The 19,332-nt window shown below is 44.1% G+C and carries 7 protein-coding genes and 1 riboswitch; all 7 genes read left to right on the plus strand.

Features of this window, described 5'->3' with window-relative positions; translation table 11 throughout:
* The first annotated feature begins 118 nt into the window (after positions 1-118).
* The 7 genes from NST39_RS01930 to NST39_RS01960 all read left to right on the plus strand — a co-directional run bounded on the left by NST39_RS01930 (position 119) and on the right by NST39_RS01960 (position 19,326).
* Entirely contained in the window at positions 119-2,188 is a 2,070-nt protein-coding gene (locus tag NST39_RS01930; protein WP_341026685.1) for a hydantoinase/oxoprolinase family protein, read from the plus strand.
* Entirely contained in the window at positions 2,178-4,163 is a 1,986-nt protein-coding gene (locus NST39_RS01935) for a hydantoinase B/oxoprolinase family protein (RefSeq protein WP_341026687.1), read from the plus strand. The genes NST39_RS01930 and NST39_RS01935 overlap by 11 nt, the downstream gene beginning before the upstream one ends.
* Positions 4,160-5,245, plus strand: coding sequence for an ABC transporter substrate-binding protein (locus NST39_RS01940; RefSeq protein ID WP_065098776.1), 1,086 nt, complete (start codon positions 4,160-4,162; stop codon positions 5,243-5,245). The genes NST39_RS01935 and NST39_RS01940 overlap by 4 nt, the downstream gene beginning before the upstream one ends.
* A gap of 8 nt (positions 5,246-5,253) precedes the next feature.
* Positions 5,254-6,345: an ABC transporter ATP-binding protein gene (locus NST39_RS01945; protein WP_341026689.1), complete on the plus strand. Its 1,092-nt coding sequence runs from the start codon at positions 5,254-5,256 to the stop codon at positions 6,343-6,345.
* Positions 6,345-7,214: an ABC transporter permease gene (locus NST39_RS01950; RefSeq protein ID WP_268484558.1), complete on the plus strand. Its 870-nt coding sequence runs from the start codon at positions 6,345-6,347 to the stop codon at positions 7,212-7,214. The genes NST39_RS01945 and NST39_RS01950 overlap by 1 nt, the downstream gene beginning before the upstream one ends.
* A complete protein-coding gene (locus NST39_RS01955; RefSeq protein ID WP_113768533.1) occupies positions 7,207-8,010 on the plus strand; it encodes an ABC transporter permease in 804 nt (267 codons plus the stop codon). The genes NST39_RS01950 and NST39_RS01955 overlap by 8 nt, the downstream gene beginning before the upstream one ends.
* 370 nt (positions 8,011-8,380) lie before the next feature.
* A riboswitch (cyclic di-GMP riboswitch) is annotated at positions 8,381-8,473 on the plus strand.
* Positions 8,474-8,619: 146 nt separating this feature from the next.
* Positions 8,620-19,326 carry a non-ribosomal peptide synthetase gene (locus NST39_RS01960; protein ID WP_341026695.1) on the plus strand — a complete coding sequence of 3,569 codons (10,707 nt, stop codon included), beginning with the start codon at positions 8,620-8,622 and terminating at the stop codon, positions 19,324-19,326.
* Positions 19,327-19,332 lie beyond the last annotated feature (6 nt).

Genomic DNA, 19,332 nt, shown 5'->3' on the forward strand with positions numbered 1-19,332 from the left:
ATTTTGAAAAAATAAAATTGACTAGACCGATATGCTTTAATAATATGGAGTCAAATATCAAAAAATGTCGTAATTTATCAAAATATCATTCTATTTACATTGTAGGAGGGAAGTACAAATGGCGGATGTCTCTTATCGGCTTGGCATAGACATAGGCGGAACATTTACTGACTTATCGCTGATGAATGAAGCAACAGGGGCGCTAACTGAACTCAAAACACCCACAGTGACTGACGACCCAGCTCAGGGAATTATCAATGGGCTAAAACTTCTAAAAGACAGAGGTGTTGATTTATCTAAAATCCAATATCTCGTACATGGCATGACAATCGGTCTTAATACATTATTGCAGAGAAAAGGAGCAGATTTGGCCCTTTTTGTGACGGAAGGCTTTCAAGACATATTGTCACTACAGCGTTTACGATTACCCATTCCTTATGACTTCAATTCTCGTTTGCCAGAACCATTGATACCTCGAAAGCATGTATATCCAATCTCTGAAAGGTTGATACACGATGGTACGATCAAAAAACCTCTCCATCTGCAGCAATTAGATCATGCTGTCCAGCAGGTTATGTCTAAAGGACTAGCAGGTATTGTCATTTCTTTTTTACATAGCTATCAAAATCCAGTTCATGAATTACAGGCAAAAGCCTATATCAAACACCATTATCCGCAATTAGAAGTCCTTACTTCATCTGAATTATGGCCCCAAATGAGAGAATACGAGCGTACTGTGATGTCTGTTGTCAATTTGTATATCCAACCAAAGGTGAAACAGTATTTACAAACATTGAAAAGCCGTTTGAAAGAAGAAGGTGTACCAATTTCTCCATACATTACACAATCAAATGGTGGTTTAATGGATGCAGAAAGTGCAGCAACTTCACCTGTTAAAACACTTTTTTCTGGTCCGGCAGCTGGTGTCATTGGTGCGGCAAGAATTGCAGCCGCTGCAAACGAATCCAATCTGATCACGTTTGATGTTGGGGGGACGAGTGCAGATATCTCCATTATTCAAAATGGACAGCCTACAATGGCTCAGTCAAATCAGCTTTCAGGTTTTCCGATCATTCTTCCATCTGTTGCGATGTATTCAATAGGGGCAGGCGGGGGTTCGGTTGCATGGATTGATCAGGGCGGGCTTCTCAAAGCAGGACCAGAATCAGTTGGCTCACAGCCGGGACCAGCTTCGTATGGAAAGGGAATGAAAGCCGCCTTAACTGACGCGTTCCTCATATGTGGTTATCTCAATCAAGAGCGTTTTGCCGGAGGACATTTACAACTACAGCTGTTCGCGGCGGAAAAGGCCTTTCAGCCAATTGCTGACCAGCTCAACAAAACGGTAGAAGAAGCGGCTGACCAGCTGATTCAAGTAGCTGTCGCCAATATGTACACAGAATTAAGCAATGTCATGGAGCAGCAAGGGTTTGACCCAAGAGATTTTAGTTTACTAGCGTTTGGCGGAGCAGGACCGGTTGTAGCGAATTTCCTTGCGAGAGAAATTCATGCGAAAAACGTGGTCGTTCCTCCAAGTCCAGGAACATTATGTGCATTAGGTGCCTTGAACGCTGATTTTATTCATGATGCGGTACTGTCGAAGAAAATATGTTTACAAGACTACTCGATAGATCAAATAAAACAAGATTATGAGATGCTTTCTCGAAAAGCGACTGATTGGTTCAGTCAGCAGAACATTCAGCATATTAAACAGACATCCATACTATTATTGGCAGATGCACGTTATCAAGGACAAGCCTTTGAGATTGAATTACCATTATCAGCTGAATGGCTGAAGCAAGAACAAGATATCCATCAACTCATTGAAGCCTTTCACAAACTACATCAGCGTCAATATGGTCATAGAGATGATCAGGCGAACATCGAGTTTACTCATTTACGAGTTCGAGTCATAGGCGAGACGCCGCCACTGCCTTTCACACCTGTTCATGAAAGCAGCGGACAATCTTTGAAGCCACATGAATACAGGCGAATTTTTATAGAAGAAAAAGAATATGAAGCAGCTATTTATCACAGAGATACTTTGTCAGTAGGTTCTGTCATTAATGGACCTGCCATCATTGAGCAGGATGATACAACAATATTGATTCTGCCAAATTGGGCAGGCGGCATTGATCAATCAGGGAACTTGGTGATTTCAAGGGAGGCGGCTTTACATGAGAACTGATCCAGCAAAGCTTGAGATGATGCGCAGTTATTTTAATGCAATTGCATCTGGCATGGGACATGTCATTGAGCGGACGTCTTTTACGACTTTCGTCAAAGAATCAGCTGACTTTGCGACAGCGTTAGCCACGCCTTCTGGAGATTTCTTCGTTTATCCGAAGACAGTGGGTGTCACGATCTTTTTAGGGCTGAGTCTTAAAAAAGCGATTGAAGAGAGCGGACCGATGCAGCCAGGAGATATTATCATCACAAATGATCCTTATACGACAGATGGTTTAGCGACTCACCTGCCGGATGTCCATATCATTAAGCCGATCTTCGTAGATGGTGAAATTGTCAGCTATGCTTGGTCTTTTGTTCATGTAAGTGATGTGGGCGGACTTGTGCCCTCGAGTATTTCGCCGACAGCGACCGATGTTCATCAAGAAGGATTAAGAATACCGCCAGTGAAAATTTATGAAGGCGGAAAAGAGAATCAGGTCGTACGTACTTTTTTAAGAGCCAACAGCCGAGCCAGTCATTTAAATGATGGGGATATCAATGCAATGATTGCTGCAGTAAATACAGCAGAAATTCGCTTAAAAGAAATGATCGGGAAATTTGGAATAAATGAAGTGAAACAAGGAATGATGGACCTCCTGAAACAATCTGAGGTTCGTGCAGGAAAGGTCATTGAAGCCATTCCGGATGGAACGAGTGAATTCGCTGATTATTTAGACGATGATATGATCTCGGATGTGCCGATACGGTTGAAAATTAAGTTAACGGTCAAAGGAAAGCGGCTAACGCTTGATTTTTCTGAGTGTGACCCGCAAGTGAAAACAGCTTTTAACCTTGTTACTAATGGTCAGAAGCATTCCTTCCTATATCAAGGATTGATTAATTACATTATTAGTAAAGATCCCTTTATACCGATTAATGGCGGAATCACATATCCGATTGAAGTGATTTCACCTAAAGGGACGCTAGTGCATCCAGAATACCCGGCTTCTGTTGGTATTCGGCATTCAATTACGATGCGGCTGTTCAATGTCGTGCTAGGCGCCATTGGTAAGCTGTTACCTGAAGCAGTGCCGGCAGCAGGTGCAGGTCAATCAGCTATTGTTGTTCTCTCTGTTCCTGATAATCAAACAGGCGGCAGGAAAATGTCTGTTGTCGAACCATTAGGCGGAGGCGGTGGTGCTCAAAATGGAACGGACGGAGTAGATGGTATTGATCATTCGTCTGGCTTTTTGAAGAATACACCTATTGAGAGTTTAGAACAGCATATTGATATTCATGTTCACCGATATGAGATTTTGCCAAACACAGGCGGAGCAGGAGAAAACAGAGGCGGACATGCGATTGGTTTGGAATTTGAAATGATCAAGCCTGAATCCATGGTGACCGCACGAGGTATGGAACGTATGAAGTTTCAGCCTTGGGGGCTAATGGGCGGACGAGCGGGAGCTATCGGTGAGGTCAAGCTAGTCACAGCAATAGGTGAAAAACAAGACCAGCCGAAAATAGATGTTCTGCGTCTTGAAAAAGGCGATATTGTGCAATTGATATCACCAAGTGGAGGCGGTTGGGGAAATCCATTTGCAAGAGAGAAAGAAAAAGTCCTTCATGAAGTGGAAGCAGGTTTATTAAGTGAAGAAAGAGCGCTGCAGCAATATGGCGTTAAAGTGTATCTAGACCAAAATGAATGGAGGATTGATGAGGAGCAAACGAATCAGTTTCGTGAAAAGGGTAATCATCCTGCTAATATCATGTGGGATGTCGGAGAACACAGAGAAGCTTATGAGAAAGTATGGACGGATGAAGCCAGTAGCGAGCTTGCTGTGCGGCTGCGTTCCTACCCAGCCAATGAACGTACACATTATAAACATGCAGTTCATCAATATTTCAGTCATAGAAATGAGCCGTTAACAAAGAAAGATATTATTCAAGCACTTCGTCATATGGATGGACAAAAAGGGGGAAATGAATCATGAAAAGAAGATTAATCACTATTTTTGCAGGTGTTCTGTCAATGATTTTACTGCTGACAGCTTGCGGTTGGAATGGACAGGATCAAGGTAAACAGCAGCAGACTGTGATCGTTGGCGTATACGGGGGCGATTGGGAAAAGAATATCAAACCGATCCTCGAAAAGTTTGAAAAAGATACGGGAATTAAAGTCCAAACCGTCTCTGGTGCGGATTCTGAATGGTTTACAAAATTAAAAGCGTCAAATGGTAAAAATCCACCGTATGACCTGCTTATTTTACAGCCTGATACGATTCAAAGAGGCATTGCAGCAAACGTTCTTGCACCTATCGATGAAGATCAAGCACCGAATGTCAAAAAACTTTACCGTTCTGTCCAAAAGAAGCTCACTGTTGATGGAAAACAATATGCAGCAGGCTTTAGTATGGGTCAGCTTGGAATTGCTTATCGAAAAGACCTCGTAAAGCAGGAACCAAACAGCTGGACAGACCTATGGAGCAGTCAGCTAAAAGGGAAGGTAGCCATTTCATCTCCGACTTATTCAGCCGGGTTGCAATTTTTCTCTGCGCTTGTCCATGCTCAAGGGGGGACAGAATCAAATCCTAAGGATATTGATAAAGCCTTTAAAAGCCTTTCGCAATTAAAAGGGCATGTTGCTGCTTTTCCAGATAATCCAGGGTCTATTCAAACCTTGTTAGAACGTGGTGACGTCGTAGCAGTTCCATATTGGGATGGACGAGCATTTGCACTTGAAGAAGAAGGAATGAGTATTGGTTTTTCATATCCGAAAGAAGGCGCTGTTGCAGCAGTTGCGAGCTGGGCTTTAACGAAGGGAAGTCAGCATGAGGAAGCGGCTTACAAACTATTAAACTATTTAAGTGGAAAAGAAGCTCAGGAAGCTTTCTCGGAAAAATCTTATTATGGTATGTCGAATTCTGATGTGAAATACGGTGACAAGATTAAGGGGAAGGTCAAGGTTGGAGAGAATTATTATAGCAAGCTGACTTGGGTAGATTACGAAACAGCAACTTCGGAGCTGGGCAATTGGACAAATCGATGGAACGAAGTATTAGGCGGAGGAAAATAGGTGATCGTATGAGTGGAATCCATTTAGAACATATCAGCCAGCATTTCGGCGAGCAGATTGCTCTTAACGATGTCAGTCTTACGGTGAATGAGGGAGAGTTTTTCTCCCTTCTTGGTCCTAGCGGCTGCGGGAAATCAACGTTATTAAACATCATTGGCGGTTTTTTAGAACCAACAAAAGGTGTCGTCTATATTGGTGATCAGAATGTGACGAATTTACCGCCTTATCAAAGAAAAACGGGTATGGTTTTTCAAAGCTATGCACTCTTTCCGCATCTGACCGTATTTGATAATGTGGCGTATGGGTTAAAGGTTCAAAAGAAAAAGAAGGCTGAAATCAAAGAGAAGGTAATGGAGAGTTTATCTCTTGTGCAATTAGAAGCGTTTGCGAAACGTATGCCGCATCAATTAAGTGGTGGACAGCAGCAGCGGGTAGCGATTGCAAGGGCGCTTGCGATTCAGCCATCTGTTCTTCTTCTTGATGAACCGCTCAGCAACCTAGATGCAAAACTAAGAAAAAATATGCAGACGGAGCTTCGAAATATTCAAAGGAATGTCGGAATTACCACCATTCTCGTGACCCATGATCAAGAGGAAGCATTAAGTCTTTCTGATCGGGTTGGGATTTTAGGAGAGGGGAAAATCCAGCAGATTGGAACGCCTTTAGAGGTGTACCGCCAGCCAAACAATCGATTTGTTGCTGAATTTATCGGACAAGTGAACCTATTCGAGGCAGTCTATGATGAAGCGAAAGCTATATTTATCGTTCCTCATTTAATCCAGTCAAACGGGCAGGAAGTTCAGTTAAAGGCAGCGGCACACCAAGAGAAGAAGGAAAATCAGTTACTCATGCTCCGTCCAGAAAGAATCAACATATCTTCTGAGCGGGAAGACGTTCAGTCTAACCATGTATCAGGCGTGCTGGCAGATGTCAGTTATATTGGTCACGCATTACGTTTGGTGGTAGAGCTCGATAGCGGTGAAATGATTGTCCATGCTTCCGATGCAGCATTTCCTGAACTGCCGAAAGCTGGAGAAGCTATTCATATCAATTGGCAGCCTGAAGATATCGTTTTCCTAGATTCGAAGGTGCATACGTGATGCGTATCAAGAAAAAGAATCAGCGATTTCATTGGTTCATGCTGCTGCCGGCGTGTTTGTTCCTTGTTGTATTTCTTCTAGCGCCGCTTGTGATGATGTTCGTCCTCAGTTTTCGCGATGTGGATTCAATGATGAACACATTACAAACGTATAGCTTTTCTCAATATATTCATGTGTTCACGACAGATGCGTATGTGAAGGCGATTGGAAGTACAGTGTGGGTAGCCTTACAGACAACGGTGATTTGTTTATTGATGGCATACCCTGCAGCATACGTGCTCGTCAAGGCACCTCATCCGCGTCTGCGGGCATTTTTCTATATCTTACTTGTCTCCCCGCTTTTGACAAGTGTTGTGATTCGGACGTTTGCATGGATTGTCCTTCTTTCACAAAATGGTCTGATCAATGGCATGTTATTAGATTTACATGTGGTTGAGAAGCCGCTCTCTATGTTGTGGAATATGAATGCGGTGATTATTGCTTATGTTCAGGTCATGCTGCCTTTTGCAGTGCTGCCTATTGCGACGAGCTTAACCGATATGGATCGTCATTTACGACCGGCTTCTATGAGTCTAGGAGCTGGACGAATTCGAACCTTCTTTCATGTGACCTTTCCATTGACCATTCCAGGGATGGTGACAGGGGCTATCATTGTCTTTTCGCTGGCAGCTGGGAGCTATATCACTCCGCTCTTAGTCGGCGGAAGAATGCAGCCGCTGCTGCCTCTGTCTATTTATCAGCAGGTCATGCAGGTGTATAACTTGCCTCTTGCTGCAGCGATGTCCTTTACGTTATTGGTTTGTGTGCTTGTGGTGGTCAGTTTATTAAGCTATCTATTGAAGCGTTGGGAGGCGAGGATGCATGCGTAAAAAATCATTTGGTGATCGCTTGCTTTCAATCCTGATTTGGACTGCTGGGTCATTGGTTTATCTCTTTTTGACCATACCTGTTCTTGTCATCGTCTTATCTGCTTTTAGTCCAAATGCCTTCCCTGAATTTCCGCCGACTTCGTTCTCTGTTCGTTGGTTTCAAGAGGTCGTGTCGAATCCAGAATGGATGGAATCTCTGCGTATCAGCGTGATTTTGCTATTCATCGTAACGCCTCTTACGGTTCTTTTAGGCACGATGGCTTCGTATGCTTTAGCAAGGCTTTCCTTTCAGGGAAAGGAGGCGATTCAAGCCTTCATTTTGTCACCTCTTATGATTCCTCAAGTAGTGTTGGGGATTGCCATGCTTTATTTGTTTACGGCTATGGGGTTTACAGGATCTTTGTGGGCGCTTGTCATAGGTCACGTCATCATTGGTTTTCCCTATGTGGTTCGAACAGTAGGCGTCAGTGTATCGAATTTGGACCCACGGCTTGAGCTAGCTTCAATGAATCTTGGCGCAGGACCCATTCGCACATTCTTTCGAGTGACGCTGCCTTTGATAAAGCCAGGAATTATTGCAGGCGGGGTGTTTTCAGCTGTGACGTCATTTGGGGAAATATCGATTAGTTTGTTCGTTTCCTCTCCTCAAACGATTACGATTCCCGTCAGGACGTTTAATTACATTGAGCAAACCTTTGATCCGAGTGTCAATGCGATATCTGTCATATTTATTATCATTTCTATCATTGCGTTGCTCATTATTGAAAAAACAATTGGCCTGTCTAAGGTGATGTAAATATAATGAAGAAACAAGGGAGCTGTCATTTGAAATGGCAGCTCTTTTTGTGTTGTTTTTACGGTAAATATTTTTAATTTTTTAGGGAATATAGTTCTTAAGATTTAAGAAATTGTGGAGAGTGGACGGAGACCTCTATCCTACATTTTCGGTCATATTTGCAAAATTTAAGGAAAAACATGAAATTTTTGCGGTATTTAGTCGATTATTTTCGGTTGAACGCAACTATTATTAGTTATTTTCGGTAAATATCGTAAATTATTATGTGATTCATTCGGCATAACGCATGAATCTTTACACCCATTTTTCGGTGAAAAAAACAATAATTTCATATAAAGTGGACGTAATATAGAAAATATTTAAAAAGAAAAGAAGAAAAAGGCAAATCTATGGAAACGTAGAGACGCAAAGCCATGTCCTAAGGTAAATGTTGCTTTTTTACTATGGTCGGCAGGTTACCGAATCAAAATGGGAGTCCCTCCGTTTTATTCGGGGTGGGCTTCTTTCCGTATTCTGTCTATTTTAATGGAATAGACTTGGTTCTTTTGATATAGAGGGTGCAGGGTTGTCACATTGGTGGAGAAAACACAGAAGAGGCGGAGGATGAAAATGAATACAGTTTATTACCCCTTAACACATGCGCAAAAGCGAGTATTCTACACGGAAAGATTTTATCCAGGTACAAGTATTTCTAATTTGGGTGGATTCGCCAGATTGAGATCGGTATCAGGTTTAGATCCATCTTTGGTCGTTGACGTGCTTCAAGCGTACATTCGCCAAACTGACTCCCTTCGGTTGAGGCTGGTGTATCGGCATGAGCAGGAGGAGCCTGTTCAATATATCAAGCCTTATGAAGAACAGCCGATTCGTATGGAGAAGGGCTGGAGTGAAGAAGAAGTGAGGGCTTGGGCGAATGAACAAATCCGTGAGCCGATGCCGTTGATTGACAGCCCCTTGATTGAATTTACGGTCTTTCAAATCAGTGATCAAGAGTGCTGGCTGTTTTGTAAAGCACATCATATTGTGGCGGATGGTATCTCCATTATCTTAATGGGAAATCGCATCATCGACTTGTACCAGGACATGCTGCAGGGGGTAGACATCTCACCGGTTGAGGAGATTTCCTTCGTTGACCACATCATGAGTGAGCAAAGCTATGAAACTTCTAAACGATTTCAAAAAGACCAAGCTTTTTGGAATGAACAATTTGCCAATATTCCAGATTTCGCTTCTTTAAAACCGCATAAGGGATACGAGATGAGTTTACATGCGGAGCGATTTTCAGGGGATATTCCAGATTCTTTGAAGGAGAAACTTCGTACGTTTTGTGAAGAGCAGAAAGTCAGTATGCTCTCGATGTTCATGTCTACTGTTTATATGTATTTGCATCGTTTTAGCGGTATGGAGGATGTTGTCCTTGGAACCTTTATGGGCAACCGAACGAATGCCAAAGAAAAAAAGATGATTGGTATGTTTGTTTCCACCATTCCGATGCGTGCATCTGTTCAAGGGTCGCAATCATTTCTTGATTTCGTCAAACAGGTCATGGCGGATCAAATGAAGATTTTGCGTCACCAAAAGTACCCTTACAATCTCCTCATGAATGATTTACGTGAAAGAGAAGGGTTTACAGGACGCCTTTTTGATATTTCTTTAGAATACCAGGTCATGCAGTGGCAGAAAAAAGAGAATCTGTCTTTTATTACTGAACCGATCTTTAGCGGGAGCGGAATGAATGATATTTCCATTCATGTAAAGGACCGCTGGGATACAGATACATTGACCATTGATTTGGACTACCGTACAGATGTATTCACCGAAGAAGAAATCAGTAAGATGTTTGATCGATTCTTGATCATACTAGAAGCGGCGGTCTCCCAGCCTGACCAGCTGATCGGGAAACTCCCTTTACTTCCACCAGATGAACAAAAGGAACTGCTTCAATTATCTGAGAGAAAACCGTTTGAAAAGCCAGCTGAAAAGCCGGTTCACCACTTGTTTGATGAGACAGCCAATAAGTATGCAGAGCGGACAGCTGTTGTAGCAGAAAATGGAGCATTTACTTATGGAGAGCTGTTTCAAAAGGCAGAAAAGCTGGCGCGTTTTTTACAAATGAAAGGTGTCTCGCGTGATGTGCCTGTTGCTGTCCTAATGGATCGGAAGGCAGAGGCTATGGTGGCGATCTTCGGCATATTAAAGGCTGGCGGGGCGTATGTACCGATTGATCCAGCATTACCTGAGGAGCGTATTCAATATATTGTGGAGGACTCTGGTGCTTCCATTGTGTTAACTGAGGAATCGTTCGTTTCAACATACCGTGTCCTCTCGGAAAAAATGGTCGTGCAGCAGCAAATCGCATTAGATGATGAACTGTTGCCACAGCTTGTAGATCAGTCGGTACCAGAGGATTTGGCATATATGATTTATACATCGGGGACGACTGGAAAGCCGAAGGGCGTCATGATTGAGCATCTTCAGCTACATCATTTGGTCCATGCCTTGCATCATGAGGTTTATGAAGAGGCGAGTGAGCTTCAAATGGCGCTTCTTGCACCATTCCATTTTGATGCATCGGTGAAACAAATCTTTGCTGCACTATTATTTGGGCATACGCTTCATATCATCCCGCGAGAAACAACGAGAAATGGTGTTCAATTAGCGGCTTATTATAGAAAACATCAAATTGAAGCAGCGGACGGAACACCGGCGCATGTGCAGCTTTTACTTGCAGCGGAATTAGATGGGCTGTCACTCTTGCATATGTTAGTTGGGGGAGAAGCATTGCCTGCGAAAGCAGCATATTCTCTTATCGAAGCGGTTCGTATGAGTGAGCCTGATTTTACTTTGTGGAATGTGTATGGTCCGACTGAGACGTGTGTCGATGCGGCGGTTCATCGTCTGGAACTAAGTGAGCTGCACGAATCATCCGAACAGCAGCGTTATGTGTCGATCGGAAAGCCGCTCGGTCATCACCGTCTTTATATTTTAAATGAACATGATCAATTACAGGTACAGGGAGCTTCCGGAGAACTGTGCATTGCAGGGATAGGTGTTGGACGAGGCTATGTGAATCAGCCTGAATTGACGGAGAAAGTATTTACGGCAGATCCATTTTCTCCAGATGAGCGGATGTATCGAACAGGGGATCTAGTCAGATGGCTTCCGGATGGCACAATTGATTATCTTGGCAGAATGGATGATCAAGTGAAAATAAGGGGTTACCGCATAGAAACAGGCGAAATTGAAGCAGTGATGGAGCAGGTAGATGAAGTAGATCAAGCTATTGTACTTGTTGTCGAAGAAGCAGACGGGGAAAAGGCGTTAAGTGCTTACTATCAAGCTCGTCATGAAGATGTGTCAGTTGACATGCTGCAAGCTGCTATCAAACATCAGCTACCAGCTTACATGATGCCGCTCTATTTCAAAGAGCTCGATGCATTTCCACTCACAGTCAGCGGCAAAGTCGATCGTCGTGCACTTGCTGCCTTAAAAGGTGATAAAGCCGTTCAAGCTGTTTATGCTGCGCCTAGAAACGAGATCGAAACGAAGCTTGTGCGTTTGTGGGGAAAAATCCTTGGTCAAGAGAAGATTGGTATATATGATTCCTTCTTCGAACGAGGGGGGCATTCGCTGAAAGCAATGACTGTACTCACACATGTGCAGCGAGATTTTCAGGTGGAGGTGCCGCTGTCCATTTTATTTGAACAGCAGACCATTGCCGCTTTGGCTGCCTACATTGAGCAAGCGGAAACATCTTCTGAAACGGTGATACCTAAAGCACCTGCCTTAGACCATTATCCATTGTCACCTCCACAGCAGCGCGTTTATATGGTGAGCCAATTGGAGCAAAGCACTGCATACCATATGCCAGCTGTTGTGAGGTTAAAAGGAACACTGCACCAAGAGAAGCTGACGGAAGCCTTTGAAAAACTCATCACACGTCATGATATGCTGCGTACGTCTTTTCATACGTTGAAAGGTATTCCTCGTCAGCGGATAGCTCCATCCGTGTCATTTCAAATCGAACAGCTAACAGGCGGTACGATGGAAGAAAATATGAAGCAATTTGTCAGACCCTTTGACCTTGAGTGTGCACCACTTCTTCGCATTGGCTTGAAGTCATTACATGACCAGGAGCACCTGCTCTTTTTCGATATGCATCACCTGATCTCAGATGGTCTTTCGATTGATTTGATGCTGCGTGAGCTGTCAGATGCTTACGAGGGGTCGGTCAAAGACCCATTGAAGCTTCAATATCAGGACTATGCTGTTTGGCAAGAACAACAAGGTTTTCAAAAAGAAGAGGCATTCTGGCTGCAGGAATTTTCGGGTGATCTTCCTGCTTTACAGCTGCTGACCGATTATCAGCGCCCAGCAGTCCAGTCGTTTGTAGGGGATCGTGTGATCAAAGAAATCAATGAAACGTTAAAGGGACAATTACAGGAGCTAGCGGCAAAACACCATACGACACTGTATACGGTTCTGCTTTCTGCTTACTATACATTGCTTGCGAAGTACACGGGTCAAAAGGAATTCGTGGTTGGAACACCGGCGGCGGGGCGAGTGCATGCAGATTTGGATGACATGATTGGCATGTTTGTCCAGACACTTGCTTTGCGGTCCGAGGTTGATCCGAATGGAACCATGTCGCAGTTGATCGAGCAAGTGAAGGAAAAGACGATGCATGCATTTGAGCATCAGCAATATCCATTTGAACGACTGCTTGAAAAACTGAATGTGCCAAGGGATTTTAGCCGTCATCCATTATTCGATACCGTTTTTACACTCATGCCAGATCATGGATCAGCCCAGCATATAGGAGAAATGCAAGTTGAAATCGAAGAAACCAATTTCCATATTGCAAAGTTTGATTTAACGCTGCAAGCGATGGAGTCAGATCAAGGGTTATCCTTTGTCCTCGATTACAGTACGGCGCTATTTAAACGAAGTACAGCCGAGCAGATGCTGCATCATTATATGTATTTGCTGAAGCAGATGGTTCAAGCGCCGGAGGAGGCGATTCGATCTTATCGATTACTCTCTGAACAAGAAGCAGAAGCTCAACTGAATCTGTGGAATCCGTTACCGACGCCTTATCCGTCAGAAGAAACCATTGTGGCGCAGTTTGAAGCACAGGTGAAGGCGCACGGTCATGAGTCTGCCCTCCAATGTGAAGGTGTGATTCTTTCTTACCAAGAACTAAATGACCGTGTGAATCAGCTGGCTCATTATTTACGTGAACATGGGTTTGAAAGAGGGATGAAAGCAGCCTTATTCTTTGAACGGTCTAATGAGATGGTACTCTCTGTTCTAGCTGTACTTAAGGCGGGCGGCGTCTATGTACCAATTGATCCTGATTTCCCTGATGAACGCGTGAAGCACTTTTTAACAGACAGCGGTGCGCAATTCTTATTGACACATCAAGTGCTGCGCAATCTTTCGGTACTTGCTTCTTTCGAAGGAACCATCATCGAAACAGAAGATCGGGCAATTGTTCAGCAATCAGACAGCAATATAGACATTCGTGTATTGCCAGAGGATTTGGCGAATTTGACCTATACATCTGGTACAACAGGAAAACCTAAAGGAAATATGGTGACACACCGGAATATTTTGAGAACGGTGAAGCAATCAAATTATCTGACCATTCATCATGAAGACACGGTGATGAGCCTATCAAACTATGTATTTGATGCTTTTATGTTTGATGTGTTTGGTGCTTTATTAAACGGTGCGAAACTGATTGTTCTGCCAAAGGATCATATCTTAAACATGAATGAGCTTTCTGGAGCGATTGAGAAGGAGAAAGTCAGTATTTTAATGATCACGACAGCTCTTTTTCACTTACTTATCGATATGAAAAAAGACAGCCTGAAAAACGTTAGAAAAGTTCTATTTGGCGGAGAACGTGCTTCCGTGCCTCATGTCATGACTGCACTTGAAACGGTAGGGGAAGGCAAACTTGTTCATATGTACGGTCCTTCTGAAAGTACGATTTTCACTACGTATTATCCAGTGAATCACATTGAGGAGCAGGCGTTATCCATTCCAATCGGAAAGCCAGTGAGTCAAACGGCTGTTTATATTGTAGATGAATTTGGACAGCTGCAACCGCCAGGTGTAGCAGGAGAGTTATGTGTCGCTGGTGATGGACTGGTAAAAGGATATTATGGGCAGCCAAAACTCACAAGTGAAAAATTCGTGGAAAATCCTTTCCGCCCTGGTGAGGTCATGTACAAAACGGGTGATCTTGCACGCTGGCTTTCAAATGGAGAGATTGAATTCATTGGACGAATCGATCATCAAGTGAAGATTCGAGGTCAGCGTATTGAACTTGGAGAAATTGAGCATCAGCTGCTGCGCCATCCGCAATTAAAGGAAGCCGTCGTCATTGCAGCTCCAAATGACACATTATGTGCGTATTTTACAGCCGAAGGGTCTGTCTCATTAACTGATTTACGCGAGCAAGCAGGGCGTGAACTGCCTGTGTATATGATGCCGTCATTCTTCATGCAATTAGACGAGCTTCCGCTGACGAATAACGGCAAGGTAGATAGGCGCGCGCTACCGGTGCCTGACCTAAGTGAGCAAGGGGTAAATGAGTACATCCCTCCTCAAACAGAAACGGAGCGTCTCGTGGCGCGCATTTGGGAAGAAGTTCTTGAAGTGCCGCGAATCGGCAGGCACGATCATTTCTTTGAATGCGGTGGTCATTCGCTGCGCGGCATGAAAATGCTGAACAAGCTGTATGAAGAGATGCACGTGGAGCTCACTTTAAAGTCTTTATTTGAATCCCCAATATTAGAGGCGTTTGCCTTTGCGGTTGATCAAGCGGATCAAACGGAGATCAAGCGGGTGGAGGTTGCAGAAGAAGCGGCCTATTATCCAGTGACATCTGCTCAGAAACGGCTGTTTGTATTGGAGAAAATGACCGACGCGGAGCAAAGCTATCATATGCCGGCTGCTTTAAAGCTAGAAGGTGCTTTTGATGAAAAACGATTTAAAAAAGCGATTGAACAGCTTGCCCATCGTCATGAAGCATTCCGAACGAGCTTTGATTTTGTTCAGAATGAACCTGTTCAACGGATTGAACCAAACATCTCCGTAGACATTGAGACAATCGAAGGGAACGGAAGAGACATACAGGAATTGATGAATGACTTTATCCGTCCATTTGATATAGAAAAGGCGCCTCTACTCAGAGTAGGTCTAGTTTCTGCTTCCGTAAATGTCCATTATTTGCTGATTGATATGCATCATATCATTTCAGATGGTGCATCTGTGGGCATTTTAATTGAGGAGCTTTCAGCCTTGTATCGAGGAGACAAATTAGAGAAATTACCTGTTCAATATAAGGATTATGCGGTTTGGTCAAAAAGCGAGACGTTTGCTGCACAAATAGAAGCTGAAGAGGCGTTTTGGCTGAAGCAATTACAAGGAGACCTGCCTGTACTGGCACTGCCTGAAGACCTGCCAAGACCAAAAGTGCAAACATTCGCAGGAGATCGCGTCTCATTTACAATCAATGGGCCGCTTAAAGCCAAATTGGATGAGCTGGTCAGAGCGCTCAACAGTACGACGTATACAGTCCTGCTCACTTGCTACAGTACCCTTTTAAGCAAGCTATCAAGACAAGAAGATATCATCATCGGTTCGCCGATTGTGGGCAGAACTCATCCGGATATTCAATCTGTCATTGGTATGTTTGTGAACACGCTGGCACTTAGAACAAAGCCAGCAGGACATCTGACAGCTGCGGAATTTGCGTCAAATGTTCATCAGCTTGTGTTAGAGGCAAATGAGCATCAGTTGTACCCATTTGAAGAATTGGTAGACCAAGTACAAACGGTTCGAGACACTAGCCGTCATCCAATCTTTGATGTGGTGTTCTCAATGGAAAATGCGGATATCCGTGATTTAACGATGGATGGACTTCACATTGTTCCAGAGCCATTCGAAGAGAATATCGCCAAATTTGATTTGACCTTAACTGGAAACGAATCGGCTGATCACATTGAGCTTGTGTTCGATTTTAATTCTTCTATCTTTCAACAGTCGTCGATCGAAAAGTGGAAGGAGTTTTTCCTTCATTTATTGGAACAAATGGTATCAGAGCCAGATCAATCGCTAGATCAAATGCAGCTATTATCACCGAAGCAGCAGCAAAAACTGCTCAGTGAATGGTCAGGCCCTGTCCTAAACGTTCCGTCAGATCGAAACGTTCATGAACTGATTGAGGCTAAGGTATTTGAAGCACCGCACCAAAAAGCGGCAACCTTCTGCGGAACGAGCTGGACGTATGAAGAACTCAACAGCCGTTCAAATACAGTCGCTTCAAGACTCATTTCAAACGGCATAAAACGAGGAGATCGTGTCGGTATTTTCACTCGCCCATCACTTGACATGACGGCAGCCGTCCTAGGTGTCCTGAAGTCAGGTGCGGCATTCGTTCCAATTGATGCGGATTATCCTGATCAGCGCATTGCTTATATGCTGGAAGACAGCGGGGCAGAGGTTCTTCTCATGCAAAAAGGACTGACTGCACCATCTTCATTCAGAGGTCATGTCCTGTTCATAGAAGATGCGGTAGAAGGCGAAGCACAAGAAATTCAGGTTCATGTCAAACCAACAGATCTCGCCTATATGATTTACACGTCTGGAACGACAGGACAGCCGAAAGGTGTCATGGTCGAGCACCAGTCCCTTGTGAATCTAGCGTTTTGGCACAATGATGCCTTCCAAGTGACCAATGCGGACCGAACCGCCAAATATGCCGGCTTTGGCTTTGACGCCTCTATTTGGGAAATGTTCCCGACATGGATTGCCGGTGCAGAGCTGCACATCATTGATGAAGCGATTCGTCTCGATATGATCAAGCTCAATGCGTATTTCAATGATGAAAATATCACCATTGCGTTCTTGCCGACTCAGCTATGCGAGCAGTTTATGTCAATGGACAATCACTCCTTGCGTTACTTACTAACAGGAGGAGACAAGTTGAAACAGGTAAAGCCTGTTCCTTATCAACTCGTGAATAACTACGGTCCAACAGAAAACACCGTCGTGGCGACAAGTGGGATCATCAATCCAGATCAAGGCACGCTTCCGATTGGAACAGCGATTGCTAATACTCGTTTTTACATTATGGGTTCGTTATATGATCTCTCGCCGCCAGGCGTACCGGGTGAGCTTGTGATCGCAGGAAAAGGACTGGCAAGAGGGTACTGGAATCTTCCGGAGGAAACAGAGAAAAGTTTTGTCCCAGATCCATTTTATCCAGGTGAGCGCATGTACCTGACAGGTGATTTGGTGAAATGGACAGAGGATGGCGAGCTAATCTATCTCGGCAGAAAAGACCATCAGGTCAACATCCGTGGCTTCCGGATTGAGCTGTCAGAAATTGAGGCGCAGCTCCTTGCGCTGGCAGAAGTCAAAGAAGCAGTTGTGACAACGGTCAAAGATGCCAGCGAACAGGATGCCCTTGCCGCTTACGTCATCACAGCTGAAGAAACGACCGACCTGAAAGAAAGTCTAAAACGCACGTTGCCAGACTATATGGTGCCTTCATGGATCATCAAGCTAGACCACCTGCCGATTACGGCAAATGGAAAAGTCGATCTGAAAGCATTGCCAGCACCAGATATGGAAGCCAACCAAACGGCATACGAAGCGCCAAGAGACGAAGTCGAAACGCTTCTATGCGGCATTTGGGAAGACGTGCTTGGCGTCAGCCAAGTCGGCATTCATGATCACTTCTTCTTCCTTGGCGGAGACTCGATTAAAGGCATTCAAATGGCAAGCAGGCTCACACAAGCGGGCTGGAAGATTGATATGAAACTACTATTCCAGTACCCAACGATTGCGGAGCTACGCCCATATATCGAAGAAGCCGATCAACTGACAGCTGACCAATCACCTGTCGAAGGAGAAGTCATTTTCACACCGATTCAGCGCTGGTTCTTTGAACGAAACTTTACGAGTCAGCACCATTGGAACCAATCAGTTATGCTCCAAGCGCCAAATGGCTTGGATGAAACCATCGTTCAGCAAGTGTTGGAGCAGCTCATGATCCATCACGATGCCTTGCGAATGGTGTATCCGCTTGAAGAAGGACGCGTGATCCAGCGTCATCGAAAAATCGAAGAAAACTTGGTGGCTGTTGATGTGGTAGAAGTACAAGGGGAACTGTCTCAGCAAATCCAGCAGGTAGAAAAGCTGGCAAATGAAGTGCAGGCGAGTATATCGCTAGCGGAAGGACCTTTAGTAAAGCCAGCCATTTTCCGAACGGATCAAGGGGATCATTTACTGCTCGCTGTACATCATCTTGTCATCGATGGTGTGTCATGGCGTATTTTCCTTGAAGATTTTATGGCTCTTTATGAACAGTCGAAGCGCGGGGAAGTCCTGACACTTCCTGAAAAAACACACTCTTTCCAAGAATATGCCCAGAAGCTGACGGAATACGCGATGTCAGATGAGTTGCTGTCGGAAAGAGCTTATTGGAAAAAGGTACTTGCGCATTCCGTTACGCCGCTTCAAAAGGATCATGTGACGGAGGATCAGCGGATGCTTCATACACAGACCATTCGTTTTACATTGTCTGAGGAGGAAACACGCAGTCTGCTGACAGATGTACATGAAGCATATCAAACAGACATCAATGATATTTTACTGACAGCACTCGGATTGTCCATGAAAGAGTGGACAGGTGAAGATAGACACTTTATACATCTTGAAGGACACGGGAGAGAGAATATCCTACCTGCGGTCAATGTATCACGGACGATTGGCTGGTTTACAAGTATGTATCCTGTGTTACTGGATATGTCGCATGCAGACGATCTTTCTTATCAGATCAAGCATTTAAAAGAGGAACTCAGGCACATCCCGAACAAGGGAATCGGCTATGGCATATTAAAATATTTAACCCCTGACAAGATGAAGGACGATATCTCATTTGATCTCGTGCCACATATCAGCTTTAACTATCTTGGTCAGTTTGATGAACAGATCATCGGTGAGTTAAGCCGCTCAACGTGGGATGCAGGCCAATCGCTGAGTCCTGAATCAGAGAAACCTCATGCACTTGATATTGTTGGTTTCGTCGAACAAGCCATGCTCCATGTGACGATTTCTTATCATCATCTTGAATTTGAAGAACGTACGATGGAACAATTCAAGGACCTTCTTGAAAAGAATGTGAAGGCGCTGATCTCACATTGCGTATCACAGGAGGAAACCCAGATGACACCTAGTGATGTGGGAGATGAAGATCTCACGATGGATGAACTTGAAAAGCTAATGGATATATTTTAAGCAAAC

It is taken from the genome of Bacillus sp. FSL W8-0645 (genome assembly GCF_038007905.1).
Classification (GTDB): Bacteria; Bacillota; Bacilli; order Bacillales; family Bacillaceae; genus Bacillus; species Bacillus pumilus.